This window comes from Aulosira sp. FACHB-615 (assembly GCF_014698045.1).
Taxonomy (GTDB): domain Bacteria; phylum Cyanobacteriota; class Cyanobacteriia; order Cyanobacteriales; family Nostocaceae; genus Nostoc_B.
The window spans coordinates 1-17,618 of record NZ_JACJSE010000031.1 but is presented as its reverse complement, the minus strand read 5'-3'; the positions used below and the strand labels follow the sequence as shown (position 1 = coordinate 17,618).

Sequence of the window (17,618 nt, the reverse complement as noted above, 5' to 3'; positions counted from 1 at the left end):
TTGCGATCGCCTGCAATAAAAAAACCGGGATGAACCCGGTATAGTTTTATATTACGTTTGCAATCGCAGTGTTATAGACACGGTAGCTGTGAGTAATTGAGGAATGCGCCAAGAAACAAGCGATCGCCTGATAATATCAATTACAGACTGTTCCTTAAAAGTAGAAGCCTGCTCATCTAACAACACCTGTCTGACTCGTCCCTTACTTATCTGCAACTCAAACACTAAATCCCCACTGGAATACATAAACAACGAGACAGATTTTAAATGCTGAGTCAGAAGCGCAAGCATTTGCTCATTTAATCCCGTCACACTCACAACCTGTAAATGCTCAACAGGATCAACTTTCTCTACAAGTTCTTCTGCTTCTAATAAGTCTACATCCTCAAAATCTTCATCAAAACTACGGTAAGCTCTTTGTGCCAATTTCGGAGGTGACGGTGCTTCACACAGAAAACTCTCTGCTTCCGGTGCGCCTGGAGATTCTACTCTCCGCTTACGTTGCAAAAACTCAGGCGCAGGAGATATTGCACTTACTCTGGGAGCAAAAGCACTAAAAGCACTACCATAAATACCTTGATAGCTGATATCTTCAGCCATTTCTACAGGTACTTGCACCGAAACTGAACCCTGACGCGAATCAACTCGCACATCATCACTCACCGCCACAAAAGCTGTATATTGCGACAACAGTTGATAAGTCAAAGCTGTATCTGTCACCGCTTCCACACCCAACTTAGTGTCACCACTCACCATAAGATTCATTAATTCCTTGATGCGGGAACGTCCCCAAAGTTGGGCAATGGCGGGGTTTCCTGCTTCCTCAAAGTCTAAGTTAAAGGTATGCTGATAACGTGTACCACCCGCAGCAATTCCCGTAATGTGGAGTTTTCCCCCAAGCGCATCAGGCTTTTTAGCAAATAAAACTAACGGCTGTTCCGCAAACAAATCTGGTGGCGTAGCAGGATAGATAATTGGCGCATCACCATCGCCTTCCCATTGCAAATTAATGTTAGTCAAAACTGGATTATTAATCTGACGGTAGAATTTATCGACTACCTCATCTGTTGGTTCATCGTGGCGAATAATGTGAGATATACCCCTTCCTAATTCTGCAATGCGATTGAGTAAAAAGCGATTTACCGAACTACCTGCACCAAAACTATAAAGGCGGTATCCTGGTTGCAGATGTTGTTTCACCTCTGAAAGAATTTGGTTTTCATTGCCAATATAACCATCCGTCAACAATACAATACTCCGCAAACGCACCGTATCTGTAACTGGGAAATTTAAAGCACTGAGAATACCCCGTGACATTTCCGTGCCGCCATTAGCAGTCAATCGATTAATATAATTGATGGCGCATGTGCGATTTTGGGAATTATTAGAGAGGGGAACAGGCGATAGTTGCCGAGTCGTATCAGAGAAATCAATAATACTAAAAGTGTCATCAGGGTTAAGTCCATTAATAAAGCGGCGCATCAACTCTTGACATTGCATCAATGGCGCACCCATTTGTGAACCGGAAGTATCGATGAGAAATACCACATCTTTAGGAACCACCTGATTTTGACGATACTGAAGTGCAGGAATTAGATATAGTGCAAAATGTCCACCCCGTTCATCAGCTTGGCTGAGTACGGTAGCTTGAGTAGATTCACCTGCGACTTGATAGCGTAAAATCAAGTCTTTATTCGGAATTGTGTCCCCACCCGCCAACTTCACTAACACCCGCTTACCTTCATAAGCTACCTGAATTTGGTGAGAAGGAGACTGGACATTCTGCACCTCAACCCCCGCATCAATTTCTACCGTTACATTAATATCATGGGGCGATCGCGTACCTGATGGTAAGATAGGTGCATTCAACCGTGAACCATCGGGAACTATATCTGTATCTTGATTTTGCGTCATCGGTGCAGTAGCCGAACCTACACCGCCTGCATTTCCATCAATTGGTATCCCTGGAACGTAACGCGGAGCAACCACCATCGGGAAAACAAACTCATAATTACCCGCCGTAAATTTCAAACTTTCAGAGTAGCGAATAATCACATCAATTTGCTCACCTGGTTGAATGTTAGCCAAGGATTGAGTAAAAATGTTGTCCCGTTCTTGTTCCAACAGTCCCGCAGTGCGTCCTTGCTGCTTGGCTTGTTCGTAGATTTGCTGTGCTTCTTGGCGTTTTTTAATACTACCTTTAATAGTCTTGTCGCCAATCTGAATCACCATATCATCAACAGCCGCCTCATCCGGTAATGGGAAAATATAAACAGCTTCTAACGTAGTTGTGAAAGGATTTTCAAAACTTTGGGTAACTTCTACCCGTGAGATATTCCCCGCAATTTTGGCTTGTACTTCAGTGTGCTTGAGGGGGAAAGCGATTTGCTGTTGTTCAGGCGTTTGAACATATAAGCCACCAGCTTGGCGTTCTAAAGGTTGAGTCATATAAGTTACCTCACGCTTTGATGTTATGTCTCTAGCGTAAGCGCGGTTACTCGGCAGATATGCTCAGTTTTGTGTTCAGTCAATGCTCAGTAGTTGGTTAATTAATTGAGCTACAAGGTGGGCTGAAATATTTTTAAAATATAGCTTGCTCAAAGTGATGACTATATGTATCATCGCTATATTATTAAGTTTGTATGTTCTAATCAGTATTAAGATGGCTTTAAGTATCCGATCAGCAAGGCAACTTCGTAGAATGCGACAGCGTGATCTAGCTGTTGCTGTTGGGATTTCCGTGCGGGAGTTAATGGAATTTGAACGGGGACTTACATTTCCCTCTAAAAATTTGCTTTATCGGATATCTGATTATCTGAATATGGATGCCGAGCAACTATTAGTTGCTCAAAATGAACTCTGTAAAAATCCCTTGACAGGTGAAGGATACGTCACAGCTTGCCCTGAGAACATAACAAAAATTTCACGTAAGAGACAGCCTGATCTGACAAAAAAACCTGTTCTTGACCTGTTTTGTGGAGTTGGAGGATTCTCATTTGGATTTGAGATGTGTGAGTTGTTTGAGGTGGTTGCAGGCATCGATATTCTTAGTGATCGATTACAAACTTTTTCATATAATCATGAGACTGCTAATGCTTATGGACAAGATATCCGCACTATTTCAACTGAGGTTTTAGAAACTGAGAATCCTCGTCCCTTCGTCATTATAGGTGGTTCACCATGCCAGGGTTTTTCATCTATTCGTCCGTTTCGGAACATAGAACGAAATGACCCAAGAAACAATCTAGTAGAAGAATTTTGTCGCATAGTTCATGATTTACAGCCAGAATGGTTAGTTTTTGAGAATGTGGTTGGTTTACTTACTTATCACAATAGACAAAATTTACAAGCTATTATACAAACTTTTGAGGAAATAGGTTATAGAACAAGCTATAAAGTGCTAAATGCTGCTTATTATGGATTACCACAGCGTCGTGAACGTTTAATCATAATTGGCAATAAACGAGGTAAACCATACAAATGGACTGAGCCTACACATTGGTGCGAACATCGAAGCATGGCTGGAAAACAAGAATGTGTTCTTAAACCGCCAGAAAAGCTATTTGCTAAAGATTTAAAGACTGCTGTCACTATAAATGAAGCAATTCATGATCTCCCCCAAGTTGAAGCTGGAAAACACGCTGTTGTCTATCGGGACGATATTAACCCTACGGAGTATGAAATTTTTATTCGTAATGGAGCACAGCAGTTAAAACTGCATGAAGCAACTGCACATTCTCCTCGAATGTTAGAAATAATTAGGCAAGCAGGAACAAATATTTACGCTTTGCCTGAAGGAACGGTTACAAGTGGCTTTAGCTCATGCTACAGTCGGTTAAATGGAAATGAGCCTAGTGTAACCTTAACCGTAAATTTTGTTCATCCGGCTTCAAATCGTTGTATTCATCCCTATCAAGATCGTGGCTTAACGCCAAGAGAAGGTGCACGCTTGCAAGGTTTTTTTGATACTTTTGAATTTATTGGTACACGATCTCAAATTGTTAAACAGATTGGGAACGCTGTGCCACCCCTATTAGGAAGTATCATAGCGCAAGGCATATTAGAAAGTGACTAATCTTGCTCAATAAGCTGCTGGTAACTTCGATATACTTTACCTTTTGGTGAAAGAGGAGCACGTTTTAAATCACAGTACACCACTTGAAGCACTTCCATACCTGTTGCATTAACCACAGCAGTTTTTCCAGAATCACCCTCTGTGTTACTGAGGTTGAAATGGTCTGTCAAAAGATAGCCACAGCGTATTTCCCAAATATAAGGTTTGACACCACGATTTTCTTTACCAATTATTAGAGAACCATCAGATTGGCAAAGTACATAACGACAGGTAAGATAATAACCCTCTTTAGCAAGATGTCCTTTGGGTTTATTAGTTTCAAGAGCCATTTTCAACTCAATATCAGGTACTTTTGGTGAGATACCAGTAGTGAGTAAATCTGGATATTTATGAGGCCCGTTACGTCTGAGTAAACCGTTGGAGTGCTTTGCTATAGCTGAGGCAAAAATATTTCCAATCATTGAAGATAAATTGGCTAGCTCAACTGTTTGGCTTAATGGAAAAACTTCTGCCGTCTCAAGAGTTGCATCTATCTGGTCAAGCAATTTATATGTGTCCCGAATTGCTTGCCGTAATATATCAGGGCTTAAACCAATTTTTTCTAGTACATTTGCATTTACAAAGTAGCCTAAATCAGATGCACGCATCACTCTACCTCCTGTTCAAACTGCAACAATTCAGCAGCTGAGACATCAAGAGCATGAGCAATTTTTTGAATGTTAATCAGACTGATGTTACGTTCACCTCTCTCAACACCACCTATATAGGTTCTATCTAGTCCTGCTGCAAGTGCTAAAGCTTCTTGTGAAAGACCACAAGTTTGACGGAGAGCACGTACACGTTCTCCAAAAAGCATTAAAATCACTTTCTTTTTGTTAGGCTGCGTCATAATGCAGCAGTAAACTTTAAAAGATGACTATAAGTCTACGGACTATAAGTATCTTAATTTTTGGTATTACAGATTTTGAAGATGCTGTACAAATTGCTTGTGCGATCGCTCAAAATTTAGATGCAATTGTGACTCGTGATACTAAATTTGCAGGTGTTTCGATCCCTGTATTGTCTGTGAGTCAGATATTACAACAGCTCTCTTTAAGTCAAAATAGAGACGATTTGCTCAGTTAACAGATATATGTCAAACTCGCTCAAAGCATCAACAACTGGACTGGGAATTGTAGACAAGGCGCGAAAACGTCTTGGTTGGACGAAAACTAGTACGGCGCGTTGGTGGCAAGATGCTCACACTTCTAGAGCTACTTTACGGCGATTTTGGCAGGGCGATCGCATTCAACAAGAAATTTTTATCGCTATCTGTCAGGCTGTTGACATTAACGATTGGCAAAGTATCGCAGAAATGCCTAACGCAGACTTCGAGGAAGTCTCTACACAATACCTCGACTGGGATGAAGCACCTGATGTTGAAAGTTTTTACGGACGTAATCAAGAATTAACTCAGTTAGAAGAATGGATTGTAGCCCATCGCTGTAAACTAATCATCATCACAGGGATTGCTGGCATTGGTAAAACGGCTCTAGCTCTGGCTTTGGCTGATTATCTTCAGTTACAATTTGATGGCTTAATTTGGAAAACGCTTTATTCCGCGCCATCCCTGGTTTCGCTGTTAGATGGACTTCTCCACACCTTTAAGCAAACTCCGGTTGATGATATTCCCTCAGATACCGCAAAACTCATTCACCATCTGCAACAGCGTCGGTATTTATTAATACTTGATGGATGGGATGAATCAGAAAAACACTATCATCAATTTATCCAGCAATTAAGCCGCGCTCATCATCAAAGTTGCATTATCCTCACCAGTCGTCAGCAACCAAACATTATTGAATCGAATACAAAAACAGTTCGCAGTCTCACGTTAACAGGATTACCAAAAGACGATGCCATCAAACTATTACAGGCTCAACAATCAGTAGTCAAAATTTCTCTTCCCAGTCCCCAGTCCCCAGTCCCTAGTACCCAATTCACAGGTAAGGAAATCGGACTATCACCCTTAATTCAACTTTATCGCGGCAATCCTTTGGCACTCAAACTAGTTACGCCATTGATTCAGTCGGTGTTTGGTGGGAATATTGCGGCTTTTCTGAGTCAAAATACGATAGTAATTGGCGATCGCTTGCGTGGTATCTTCAAGCAACAGTTTGAGCAACTGTGTGATTTAGAACAAAGTATTCTCTATTGGTTAGCAATTTGGCAACAACCAATTTCTTTTAGCCGCTTGCAAACTCATTTACTCATTTCTCTCGACCCAGCTACAATTTTAGATGCTATTGTCAGCTTAGAAAGGCGATCGCTTTTAGAAAAATGGATTTGTAGTGATGCACCAGCTTTTACCTTACAACCACTGGTGATGAAAATTGTCACCGATGAATTAGTAGAACGTGCAACTCAAGAGATAATTCTGGTAATGCAGAGTCAAGATATCGCTGATTTTAAAGTGCTGCGAACCCATTGGTTATTGCGTCCTGGTAGTGATGATATTGTAGGTGATCGCATTTTGCATCAAATACAAGAAAAACTCTGGCAGATTTATGGAGCAAATCTCGTACAAAATCTCCAGCAAATTCTATTACTTTTAAATGATAAATCCCCTTTAGCAATTGGTTATATTGCTTGTAATATCACAACCATTATTAAACGATTAGGATAGATAATATAACTACCAAATTTTAGACATATTCAAGGAAAATCCTGGTAAAACTGGATCTGCGCTAACTGTCTCAGGATTTTCTAAACATTCTTCTGGTTGATGAGGACGATAAATATAAACTTGGCGGTGTTTGCGGTCGATTAAAAAACCTAACTGTACCCCTGGCTCTTGCATATATTCTGCCATTTTATCTTTGAGGGGTTGGAGATTATCGCTAGGCGATCGCAATTCAATGACAAAATCAGGACAAATCGGTGCAAATCTTTGTTGTTGTTCAGATGATAAAGCATTCCACCGTTCTAATTTCATCCAGGAAGCATCAGGAGAGCGTTTTGCACCCGTGGATAATGTGAAGCCTGTACTGGAGTCAAAACAAATACCTGTACCGTCTTTTTCTGACCACACCCATAACTGTCCGAATATATTACCTCCTCGATACCCTGTCTCTGAACCTGTAGGTGGCATAATGGAAATTTCTCCGAATTGATTCATTTCAATGCGTAAGTCACGGTTGACTTGACAGAAATCAAAGAATTGTTCATCTGTCATTTGCATTGATGCTGGCATTTGAAGTAATAAGGGATCTGAAAGCATAATGCTTGGGCGACTGGCTTTATTTTTATTCTCACGCATAGACGCGGTAGCGGCTTCTCGAAGAATAGGCGCAAAGTCGCTAAGAATAGAGTCTTGCAACTTTGCGCCTTGATACAAAATTTTAATGGGACTTTAGCATACTCAGTACTGATTGCTGAATGCCTTAACTCAGCACTCAGCACTTTCAACTCAGCACTCATTACTTGTTAGGTTGAGGAGTTAACCGCAAATAGGGTTTGACTACTTCGTAACCTTTGGGGAATTTTTCTTTTAAGACTTCGGGGTCTTTGAGGGAGGGGACGATAACAACCTTATCACCATCTTTCCAGTCTGCTGGGGTGGCTACGCTGTAGTTATCGGTGAGTTGTAAGGAATCAATTACCCGCAACAGTTCATCAAAGTTACGTCCAGTGCTGGGAGGATAGGTGAAGGTGAGACGCAGTTTTTTGCTGGGATCAATTACAAACACAGAACGCACTGTTACTGCTGCGTTAGCGTTGGGATGAATCATGTCGTAAAGGTCGGAAACTTTACGATCTGCGTCTGCCAAAATGGGGTAATTAAGGGTGGTGCTTTGAGTTTCTTCGATGTCGCCTACCCAGCCTTTGTGAGATTCTACATCATCAACGCTGAGAGCGATCGCTTTCACGTTACGCTTGTCAAATTCTGGCTTGAGTTTCGCAACTGTACCTAATTCAGTTGTACAAACAGGTGTGAAGTCAGCAGGGTGAGAAAACAGCACCACCCAGCTATCACCAGCCCATTCGTAAAAATCTATGTCGCCATGTGTAGAAGCTTGTGTAAAGTTTGGTACTGTATCACCAAGACGGAGAGCCATAAGAGATTCCCTGTAGATAAAGAGGCAGATGTAGTCTACTTTGCCATCATCCCATAAAACATCGGTTTCCCTATCGACTTTTAGCTATTTGTTACAAAATTTTAATTTTTTAGCACAGAGGCAGGGAGAGATGCAGTGTAACTAGATGCGGCTTGATTATTATACAGATATAAGGTTTATCTTTTACACTCCATCAATTAACTGAAAATTAACTTTTTGATCGCACAATAGAAGCAGAATTTACCACTTGATTGCCAAGATTACTAGATTACTCTTGATTCTGGGAGAAGTGCATGGTTTTTCAAAGGTCGCGGTTCGCCACTCATCTTGTAGTAATCTCTGCTTTAGTGTTCATGACGGGATGTAACACTGACCCAAATTCCGAGAATAATTTTACCGGGTTAACAGTCAAGTTACTGGTTGGTAGTGCTTTGGGTGACTTTTGTAATCAAGCGGCGAAAAATTTTAATACGACTCAACCAAAGCTAGATAATGGTACAGCTTTTCAAGTGAAATGCGAGTCTTTGGGTAGTGGCGATGTCGTGACCAAGGTAGTGGCTTTAGCAGAACAGTTGCAAAAGGGGACAGTACAAGCCGACGCAGCAGATTTTCCCACAATTATTTCTCTGGATGGTGACATATATCACAGTCAGTTAATTTACCGGATGAATCAACTGTTTCCGGGGAAAAATTACATCCCAGAAATCACAGAGTCGTCACTGGTTGCGAACACACCAATGGTATTTATGGCGCAAGCTGATATCGCCAGTGGTTTGCGGAAGGTTGCAGATCCTTATAAAGCTTTGGTGACGGCTAAAACTCACCGTGATATTGACCCAACTTCGCCACCTGTGACAGTTCATTATGTACATTCTGCCCCGACTCGTTCTAATTCTGGACTGCAAACATTGGTAGCTCAATACGCCAGTGTATCAGGTAAGCGTCCTGAAGAAATCACAGTGGCGGATGTGCAGCAATTTCAACCCCAAATTCAGCAAATTCAAAGCAAGATTACTCGTTACGGGGTTTCGACTAATTCTCTCGCCCAAGCAATGGTGAAGAATGGGCCTTTTTGGGCTTCCGTTGGTTCAGTATATGAATCGAGTGTAATTGTGGCTAATTCTGGTTTAGCGACAGGACAGCAACGTTATCAAGCAGTTTATCCCAAAGCTACTTTTACTTCTAATATGCGGGCGATTATCCCGAATGCACCTTGGGTCAGCGCCGATGAAAAGGCGGCTGCGGAAAAGTTTATCACTTATTGGCGATCGCCAGAAACACAAAAAATTGCCCCCGATTTGGGTTTACGTCCCGGAACTCCTGGTGTAGCTTTGGGTGCTAAGTTCAGTCCCGACTTTGGTGTAGAACCCCAAGCTAAATATGATTCACTGCGTCCACCAAAGCCAGAAGTTGTCGATGCAATGTTGAAATCTTGGCAAGAATTGGCAAAAAAACCTTCTTTAGTGGTGGTTGTTGTTGATTCTTCTGGTTCCATGTCGGGTGATAAATTACCAGCAGTCCAAAATACTTTACAAAACTATATTAAGAACTTGGGGCCAAAAGAGCAAATTGCCTTGATTGATTTTGACTCAATAATTCGTCCACCTGTATTAGTTGATGGTACACCCCAAGGACGCGATCGCGGTTGGCAATTCATCAATGAACTTCGGGCTGATGGCGGGACAAAATTATATGATGCGGCTTTAGAAGCAAGAAATTGGCTACAAAAAAATCTGCGTCAAGATGCCATTAACGCTGTGTTGATATTAACTGATGGTGAAGATGCTGGTTCAAAGATTAGATTAAATGAGTTAGAAGCAGAATTGAAAAAAAGCGGTTTTGCAACTGACCAAAGAATTAGCTTTTTTACGATTGGCTATGGTAAGGAAGGTGAATTTAAACCAGATGTTTTAAAAGCAATTGCCGAGTTAAATGGAGGATATTATTCTCAAGGCAATCCTGAGACAATTTCGCAGGTCATGTCAAACTTACAGGTGGAGTTTTAAACGCCAAAGTACGCGGAGTTTTTTATGGTGAAGTTAGTCAATCCTTTGTATTATCCAGTGGCTGTTTTAGTTGGTGGTTTGACTTTATTTGTTGGGGTACGTTTGGGGAATTTGTCTAGTTTGATGATGCTACCTGTGGCGACTGGTGTGGCGGTGGCTGGTGCAAGTTTTTTCAAGTCTCGTGAAGGTGAGGTATTAGAGTTAGATAATCCAGCTTTAGAACGGGAAATATTAACAGTTAAATCATCGGCTTTGGCTTTAGCAAATCAAGCTAATGCTATGCGGTTAGAGGTGCAGAAATTATTAACTGATACCTTTCATGTGGAACTGTTGACAACAATTTTAATGAGTTGCGATCGCGCCGCCGAACTTCCAGCTAAACTTGATAAATTAGGAGTTAGTCTACATCATACAAATTCGCTCCTTTCTATCGAAGCTCTACAACAGCAACTTACAGAAGTCAAAACCAAATTACCAGCTAGTTCTGGTGTAGCTAAACGACATCTGAATCAGTTAGCAGAAAGTCTGAAACGTAATATAGAACTAGCACAAGAAGGTGAAGATAGTCGTCTAGCCAGAGTTATCAATATTGCTACTCTCATTCAAGATTTTGCTGGCGTATTGCAAAAACTCCAAACAAGATTACGTACATCTGATTTAAGTGATGCAGAACAGATTAATGGTTTGCAATTAATTGCTGATGAACTCAATAGCCTTGCAGAGAATTTGGATTTAGTAGTATAGCCTTTCCTAGTCTGCTGAGGTGCAAATTTATCTGTGTCCATCTGCGGTTAATTATTCTTGCTTGTACTTCACTAGAAAAAGAAAGGCTATAAGACAGTGAAGTTGTAATTTCAGGAATCAAAGCGGATTCCTATATATGCAGAAAAAAATCAGCCATCTCAAAAAATTTACCTTTGTTGTCATCTTTGCAGAGTCGTTGATAGTTATCCCTATGTTGGTATTGACGCTGGGTAAATCAATTAACTTAAAATGTCACCGACTTGAACCTAATTATGTCAAATGTCAGCAGCAGGTTAGCCATTTATATGGTTTATGGTCAAATACATCTACATCATTTAGATTAACGGAGGTGGAGCTAGAAGAGTATGTCTTTAAAGAAGATTTACCTGAAGGAACTTATATTTACCTCAAAACTAATAATCAAGGAGAAGAGCTATATTTTTACGGGAGTAATTTAAAAACAGCATTAGCAGATAAAGAACGACTAGAAACACTACTAAGTAATAGTGGTCAAGCATCCTTAGAAATCACAGTTAAAGATACTTATTGGAGTGCTTTGGATTTTCTGAAAAATTTAGTAGGTCTCAACATTAGTATTATCTTTTCGATAGCTTTATTCTTCTTAATTATTCTGATTATGTTCGCTTTGATACTAGTTACTGCAAGCCACTTTTTTAACAAAACAAAATAATATGAAAAGCAAAAAATCTCAATTCAACCGCAGAAAACAAGTTTTTACTTCTGTAACTATTATCGCAGCTGCATTAGGTTTAACCTACGCGCCAATTCCTGGTTTACAGCAAACAGTGGTCATTGTTAGCGGGACAGAATTACAAGAACCACTGCAACAACTAGAAGCTAAATTTGAGCAAGCAAACCCTAATATCAAGTTAGAACTCAAATTTCAGGGTTCACAAGATATGGTGAACAATTATGTTGACCAGAAAAATGATTTTAAACCTGCGGTGTTAATTCCAGCCAATGGAGAAATTTTAACAGAATTAAGCGATCGCCTCCGCAGCACCACCCAAACCGAACCCTTTTATGAAACTCCTCAACCACTGGCTAAAACCTTACTTGTAGGTATTGCTTGGCCAGAACGGGGTAAAGTCCTTTTTCCCAATGGACGCTTTCAATGGTCAAAACTAGAACAAGCAATGCAAGCTGGTAACTGGGGAAAAGTTGGCGGTTCAAGTAACTGGGGTAGTTTTGATTTTGTCACCACCGACCCCACGCGGTCTAATAGCGGTCAGTTAACTTTGAACTTGTGGACACAATCAAAATTAGGTGGTGTTATTAACGCCGATAGTTTTAATAATTCCTCAGTCCAAGAACTATTTAGTTTAATCAAAAAATCAGTTTATCAACCGCCTCGTTCTACAGATATTCTTCTACAAGAATTTATTGTTAGAGGTGCTAATGATGCTGATGTCGCTACTGTCTATGAAAGTGTAGCTTTATATCGTTGGCAACAATCAGCCGCCAGTAAAGGCAAACCATACCAAGTTTATTATTTAGACCCATCAATTGAAACTACCGCCACCGCCGCCATTGTCCGACGAGACGTAGACGCAGGGACAGCAAAAGCCGCCAAACAATTTTTAGACTTTCTCACCCAACCAGAACAACAAGCAGTATTTGTGCGGTATGGTTTTCGTCCGGTAAATCATAATATTGATTTAAAGACTGTGCCGAATAGTCCGTGGAATCAAAATATTCCTGGCGTAGAAGTTAAGCCGAGTGTGAAAATTCTTCCACCAGCAGATAGTAAAACAATTACAGAAATTCAACGTCAATGGGAAAGGACGAATTAAAAAATGAAATTAATTAAGGGATTGATATTATTTTTTGTGATATTCGTTTTACCTGTAGGGATTTCCGTCTGTTTCTCAGAAAGTGAGTTTATCTTCTATCCTTTAATTGATACTCAATTACCTCCAGGTTTTACAATGCAGAAGTTCGAGAGTATCAAACCAGGAATGACGAAAGCTGAAGTATCAAAAATTTTACCAGCACAGAAGTATTCATCAGAGGATGACAGTTCTTGGCATTATGGCCAAGATGGTGCAGCACCTTTTGGGGATTTTGCGTGGTTTGAGTTTATCATCCGCTTTAATGCAGAAGGAAAAGTGATCAAAACAGAACGGCAACAATTTAATGACTAAGTTTTCCCAATTCCATGAATTTATAGCCAATTACCTACTAAAACGTAAGGAGACCAATAAAAAGGATGCCTATAATTAGGGTCTGCTAAAAGCAGAAGTTGAGCGCGTTTTAAAGCTTCTGCTTTAGTCTCTTTGCTATTAGCAAACTGTTTATAAAACTCTCCCATAATCATGGCAGTACCTTGATCATCAACACTCCATAATGTTGCTAATGTACTACGCGCCCCAGAACGCAGTGCAAATCCAGCAATTCCTAAACCAGCCCGTTTATCGCCAGTAGCGGTTTGACAAGCACTCAAAACTAATAGCTCGATCGCATTTCTTTGGCTATTCTCTCTAGTTTGCAATAATGAACTTAATTCGTTAACATTGACGCGATCGCCGACTAAGGTGAGGTCTTTAGTTTGCGAATCTTTCCAAGTCAAAATAAAGGTATCTTCGGCGTTAGAAGTAAATTGACCATGTGTCGCCAGATGAACTACCGATGCGCCAAATGACTTGATGATTTTTTCTAAGGCAATTTTAGTAAATTGACTATCTAGCAGGACTCGCGCTGGTACTTGTTGTTTAATAGAGTTAATCTCTTCTGCAACACTGGGTAGTCCTTCAAAGTTACCGATGGCTTCTGTGATTCCGGCTGCAATAGTGCGCGGTTTTTCTCTGCTTAAAGAACGAGTCGGTAATAGGTGTAACCCTGGTGTGAGTGCAATGTTATAGCCTTTCTGAATCAAATATTCTTTTCCATCATGAAGTGCGGCCATTGGGACACTCCGCAATGCGCCATCTAAGACAAACACCAGGTTTTCTACTTTGTGTGCTTGCAATTGGGGTTCGATATCTTTAATCAACCAGTTATAAACTTTTTGGGAAATCGGCAAAAATTCCCGCGTTGAACGTGTCACCAATTTTGCCCGTAATTCTTGAATGGTCTTTTCTACTTCGGTTTGAGAAACTGGAATGGGTTTGGGGCGTAATAATAAGTTTTGTTTTTGGTTTTGAGCTTTGTTAGGTAAAGAAACAATTACCTCTAAGCGATCGCGTAAAATAATCGGATAAATGACTGCGGCTTTAGGATCAATTTCGTCAATCTGCACAGGTTTAGCATCTAAACAAGCTGTGCGAAAAAAGTTATCTAACTCCGCTAATTGCAGTGATTCAATAACATCCCTAGCAGTTTTGAGATTTTCTTGACTGGCTGCGGAATCTTCTTGATAGGGCGAATTTTGCAGCAATAAACTCACGAGTTCCCGATAAACCGGTTCTACTCCCTCTTGAAAGGAGAATTGGACTTCCCGGTTAATCGCTACTAAATCACTCCGCAATAATTTGAGAATATTCACCGCTTTGGTGTAAGCTGCGATCGCCGCTTGTTCGTTACGTCGCGGATTATCTGGCGCTGTGAGAATCCTGCCTAATTGCCAATGCCAACGATAAGCAATATCAGCAGCACCAATTCCTTCAGCCAATTTTAAAGCTTCCTGAGTCAATTGTTGGGCTTCTTGCCACTGGTGAGTTTGCTCGTATAAATTACCTAATGCCCCTAAAGCATAAGCTTCTGCACGCCTATCCTTGAGGATTTTAGCTTGGTCAACTGCACTGGCAATCATTTGCGCGATCGCTTTCCATTCTACATTTTCCCCGGTTAATTGCACAGTTTCGAGGTTTTTGACATTACTGAAACTCCCATCGGCTAATATCTCATTTTTGGGACAATTAGCATTCATTCCCATCCTCATAGGTTCAGTTAGCTGTTTCAAACAAGTCAAACTCTGAGCAAAGTGAATCCGCGCATATATAGTTGTGCGATTTGCTGGTACAGCATCTAGTTGTTGGTGAATTTCTGGCAACAAACTTTGGACTTGCTGCCATTTTTGCTGATCCATTAATAGGCGCATTTGATTCAGTTTTGCCTGTAACCGAGTTAACGGTGATTTAGCTAGGGTAGCTTTAGTGTAATAATCTAAAGCATCGGCAAGTCTTTGGCTTTTCTCTTCAGGATTCTGCCCTAAACTTAAAGCTTGAGCAGTGTTTCCTAAACTCAAATGAATGTCGGGTATTAATTGTGGATATACTTGTGCAGCTAGGGATAAACTTTTCTCTAATACTTGCAAAGAACCAAGGTTTTCTATTACTGTTCCCTCAGCATTTTTTTGAGTTAAATCACCCATCAACCGCAAAGTATTACCTAAATTCAGTAGTCCCATCACTTTTAGGGGAGAAGTTGGTTGTTTTTCGAGTAATTCATTTACCTGAATTAAAGTAATTCTTGCCCGACGATATAATCCTAATGCTTGTAATGCTTGCGTTTGATTTAGTTGGCTACCAATTTTCCCCGCATCATCACCCAATTTAGTATAAATAGCTGTTGCTTGCTCCCAACTGGTTAATGCTTCTTGGGAATGTCCTGATGCTAATTGTATTTGTCCTTGAGTGTTCCAAGCTTGGGCAAGTATTGATAAATAGTCTGACGAATTTCTTTGCGCCGCTATTTTTAATAGTGCTAAACTGTCAGCGATCGCTTTTTGCGCTTGGGGTAATTGTCCAATTTGCTGTTCTGCCAATGCCAGATAATTTAAGGCTAGGGCTTGATTGAGATAATCTGCTTGTGCTTGAAAACCTCCCACCGCTTGCTGAAACAATTTAGCCGCTTCGCTAAAATTCTCACTTCGGTAAAGTTGCATCCCTTCTTCTAAAGTTTGTTGGGGATTTGCTGACAACAGAGTTTCTGTGATGGGTGCAGTCACATTTTGTATCGCCACTTGGTAAGAGTTAGGAATCAGGGCAACTGGCTGAGTCATTTGTGATATTGTCGCAAAAATAATTAGTGCAGACATAATTTTTAAATTCGTAATTTAACCAGACAAAAAATATTTGATCAGCAGAAGGAATAAATTAAACCTGACTTGAGATTACCGGGTTTCGACACTTCTCCTGCCGGAGACGCTACGCGAACGACAAGCTCAGTGCATCGCTTCGCTTAACCCCCGTCTAGTAAGCTTTTTGAGCATTGAGCGCAGTCGAAATGCGTCTTATAAATAATTTTTCAAAACTCTTTTTTCTGATTCAAACTTCAGACTTCCTAAAACGGTTGAGTATAAACTAAAGAAAAATACAAACCATTTTCCTGTAAAGTATTTTTCTGAGAATTAGCATCAATTAAAGGGATACCCCAATCAAATCGAGCATTAATGCGATCGCTTTGCCATAGTAATCCCAAACCAACAGAAGCTAGGCTATTAGGATCAGGATCAGCACGATTGGAACTGTTGTAAGCAGTACCATAATCAATAAATGGTGTTAATTGTAATACACCTCCTAATTGCGGGGCGCGGAGAATCGGATAACGTAATTCAGCCGACACAAAAACTGCATTATCTGTCAAAAGTAAATCTTGGCGATAGCCCCGGACTGTTGCTTGACCACCCAAACCAAACTGTTCTAGGGGTACTAATGCTCTGTCGGCTAATTGAGCATCGGCTCGTAATACAAGTAAAGTTTCCGGTGCTAACAGGCGTACCCATTGGGCTTGTCCCCGCCAAGAGAAAAACCTGCTATCTGGTGGTGCGCCACTGTTGGTAACATCAAAGGCATCGATTCCAAAACTAAATTGCGATCGCGCTGCAAATACTTCTCTACTATTGCGTTGTGTCCAATCTTGAAAAAACCGCAGCACCGAAAGCCGAGTTTGTCCATCCACAGCCCCAGGTGAAGGAAAGGGAACACGTTCCCCAACTAAAGCTTCTAAATAGCCAATATCACTGTTACGCCGATTGGCTGTAATTCCCAAGGCAAATTCTGTGGTAGGAGTTTGCAACAGTGGTTGGCGAAAGGTAATGGCAAAGTCTTGGGATCTACCTTCAATATTTAAAAAATCAAAAGGTTCTTCTACAACATTGCTAGTGGTGTAGTTATATTGAAACTGCACAGTCCCATTGTAGGGATTAACTGGTAATGTGTAGCTAACATCAACATCATTACTGCCATCGGTGTTGGCATAAGCAACAGAAAGTCCATCACCTAATCCCAATAAATTGGCTTGGTTAAATTGAATTTGTCTCTGAAAACTGCCAATACTCGGAACTCGATTATTATTAAAATTCACCTGGGCGCTGAAGGTTGAATTTTCAGATGCCCTGATATCAATTACACTAGTCCCTGGACGAGAACCAGCCGCCAACTCCGCCGAAATATTTTTAATTAAAGGATTTAGTTGTAATAGTTGCAGTGCTTGGAGTAACTTGTTGACGTTTAAGGGTTTGCCTGTAGCTACAGCAATGCGACTCCGCACATAATCCGGGTTGAGTCGTTTGAGTCCCCTAACTTCTATGCTTTCTACACTACCTTCAATCACTTGAATTGTGACAACACCACCCCTAGTCTTGAAGGTTTGATCAGCCGGGATAAATGCTCCCGAAGAACAATACCTTCGCCAAAATAAGAGGATGAAGAGAGAGGGCTGATGTAGTAGAGTTATTGTCTTCCCAAACGACAACTCAAAAGCCACAACAAGCCCATGCCCGATATCTTATCA

15 protein-coding genes are annotated in these 17,618 nt (G+C 40.8%); 8 read left to right on the top strand and 7 right to left on the bottom strand.

What is annotated here, in order from left to right; all coding sequences use genetic code 11:
- Positions 1-51 precede the first annotated feature (51 nt).
- The gene (locus H6G77_RS29170) at positions 52-2,448 is read right to left on the bottom strand and encodes a VIT domain-containing protein (protein ID WP_190873423.1); all 2,397 of its coding nucleotides are present in this window, start codon (positions 2,446-2,448) and stop codon (positions 52-54) included.
- 157 nt (positions 2,449-2,605) lie between these two features.
- Between H6G77_RS29170 and dcm the strand changes: the two genes are divergently transcribed.
- The gene (gene dcm, locus H6G77_RS29165) at positions 2,606-4,075 is read left to right on the top strand and encodes a DNA (cytosine-5-)-methyltransferase (RefSeq protein ID WP_313934572.1); all 1,470 of its coding nucleotides are present in this window, start codon (positions 2,606-2,608) and stop codon (positions 4,073-4,075) included.
- Here the strand turns inward: dcm and H6G77_RS29160 are convergent.
- Both H6G77_RS29160 and H6G77_RS29155 read right to left on the bottom strand, forming a co-directional pair.
- Positions 4,072-4,722: a hypothetical protein gene (locus H6G77_RS29160; protein WP_190593658.1), complete on the bottom strand. Its 651-nt coding sequence runs from the start codon at positions 4,720-4,722 to the stop codon at positions 4,072-4,074. The two genes, dcm and H6G77_RS29160, sit on opposite strands and share 4 nt — an antisense overlap.
- Entirely contained in the window at positions 4,722-4,964 is a 243-nt protein-coding gene (locus tag H6G77_RS29155) for a helix-turn-helix domain-containing protein (protein ID WP_190593660.1), read from the bottom strand. Before H6G77_RS29155 ends, H6G77_RS29160 begins: the two co-directional genes overlap by 1 nt.
- A gap of 23 nt (positions 4,965-4,987) precedes the next feature.
- On the opposite strand from H6G77_RS29155, the gene H6G77_RS29150 reads away from it, so the two are divergent.
- Both H6G77_RS29150 and H6G77_RS29145 read left to right on the top strand, forming a co-directional pair.
- Positions 4,988-5,200: a PIN domain-containing protein gene (locus H6G77_RS29150; protein WP_199331690.1), complete on the top strand. Its 213-nt coding sequence runs from the start codon at positions 4,988-4,990 to the stop codon at positions 5,198-5,200.
- A gap of 7 nt (positions 5,201-5,207) precedes the next feature.
- On the top strand, positions 5,208-6,740 hold the full coding sequence (locus tag H6G77_RS29145; protein WP_190593662.1) for an NB-ARC domain-containing protein: 1,533 nt from the start codon (positions 5,208-5,210) through the stop codon (positions 6,738-6,740).
- 9 nt (positions 6,741-6,749) lie between these two features.
- Here the strand turns inward: H6G77_RS29145 and H6G77_RS29140 are convergent, their stop codons facing one another.
- Positions 6,750-7,334, bottom strand: coding sequence for a Uma2 family endonuclease (locus H6G77_RS29140; protein WP_190873447.1), 585 nt, complete (start codon positions 7,332-7,334; stop codon positions 6,750-6,752).
- A gap of 199 nt (positions 7,335-7,533) precedes the next feature.
- Positions 7,534-8,172, bottom strand: a complete 639-nt coding sequence (locus H6G77_RS29135) for a peroxiredoxin (protein ID WP_190593664.1) — start codon at positions 8,170-8,172, stop codon at positions 7,534-7,536.
- 293 nt (positions 8,173-8,465) lie between these two features.
- Between H6G77_RS29135 and H6G77_RS29130 the strand changes: the two genes are divergently transcribed.
- From H6G77_RS29130 to H6G77_RS29110, 5 genes are all read left to right on the top strand, one after another.
- Entirely contained in the window at positions 8,466-10,178 is a 1,713-nt protein-coding gene (locus tag H6G77_RS29130) for a VWA domain-containing protein (protein WP_190873422.1), read from the top strand.
- Between the two features lie 24 nt (positions 10,179-10,202).
- Entirely contained in the window at positions 10,203-10,922 is a 720-nt protein-coding gene (locus H6G77_RS29125; RefSeq protein WP_190873421.1) for a hypothetical protein, read from the top strand.
- A gap of 136 nt (positions 10,923-11,058) precedes the next feature.
- Positions 11,059-11,613: a hypothetical protein gene (locus H6G77_RS29120; RefSeq protein WP_190873420.1), complete on the top strand. Its 555-nt coding sequence runs from the start codon at positions 11,059-11,061 to the stop codon at positions 11,611-11,613.
- 1 nt (position 11,614) lies between these two features.
- Positions 11,615-12,736: a substrate-binding domain-containing protein gene (locus H6G77_RS29115; RefSeq protein WP_190593672.1), complete on the top strand. Its 1,122-nt coding sequence runs from the start codon at positions 11,615-11,617 to the stop codon at positions 12,734-12,736.
- 3 nt (positions 12,737-12,739) lie between these two features.
- Positions 12,740-13,087, top strand: coding sequence for a hypothetical protein (locus H6G77_RS29110; RefSeq protein WP_242048595.1), 348 nt, complete (start codon positions 12,740-12,742; stop codon positions 13,085-13,087).
- A 20-nt stretch (positions 13,088-13,107) separates the two neighbouring features.
- Here the strand turns inward: H6G77_RS29110 and H6G77_RS29105 are convergent, their stop codons facing one another.
- Both H6G77_RS29105 and H6G77_RS29100 read right to left on the bottom strand, forming a co-directional pair.
- Entirely contained in the window at positions 13,108-15,921 is a 2,814-nt protein-coding gene (locus tag H6G77_RS29105; protein WP_190873419.1) for a CHAT domain-containing protein, read from the bottom strand.
- Positions 15,922-16,166: 245 nt separating this feature from the next.
- A complete protein-coding gene (locus H6G77_RS29100) occupies positions 16,167-17,591 on the bottom strand; it encodes a ShlB/FhaC/HecB family hemolysin secretion/activation protein (protein ID WP_313954533.1) in 1,425 nt (474 codons plus the stop codon).
- Between the last annotated feature and the right edge of the window lie 27 nt (positions 17,592-17,618).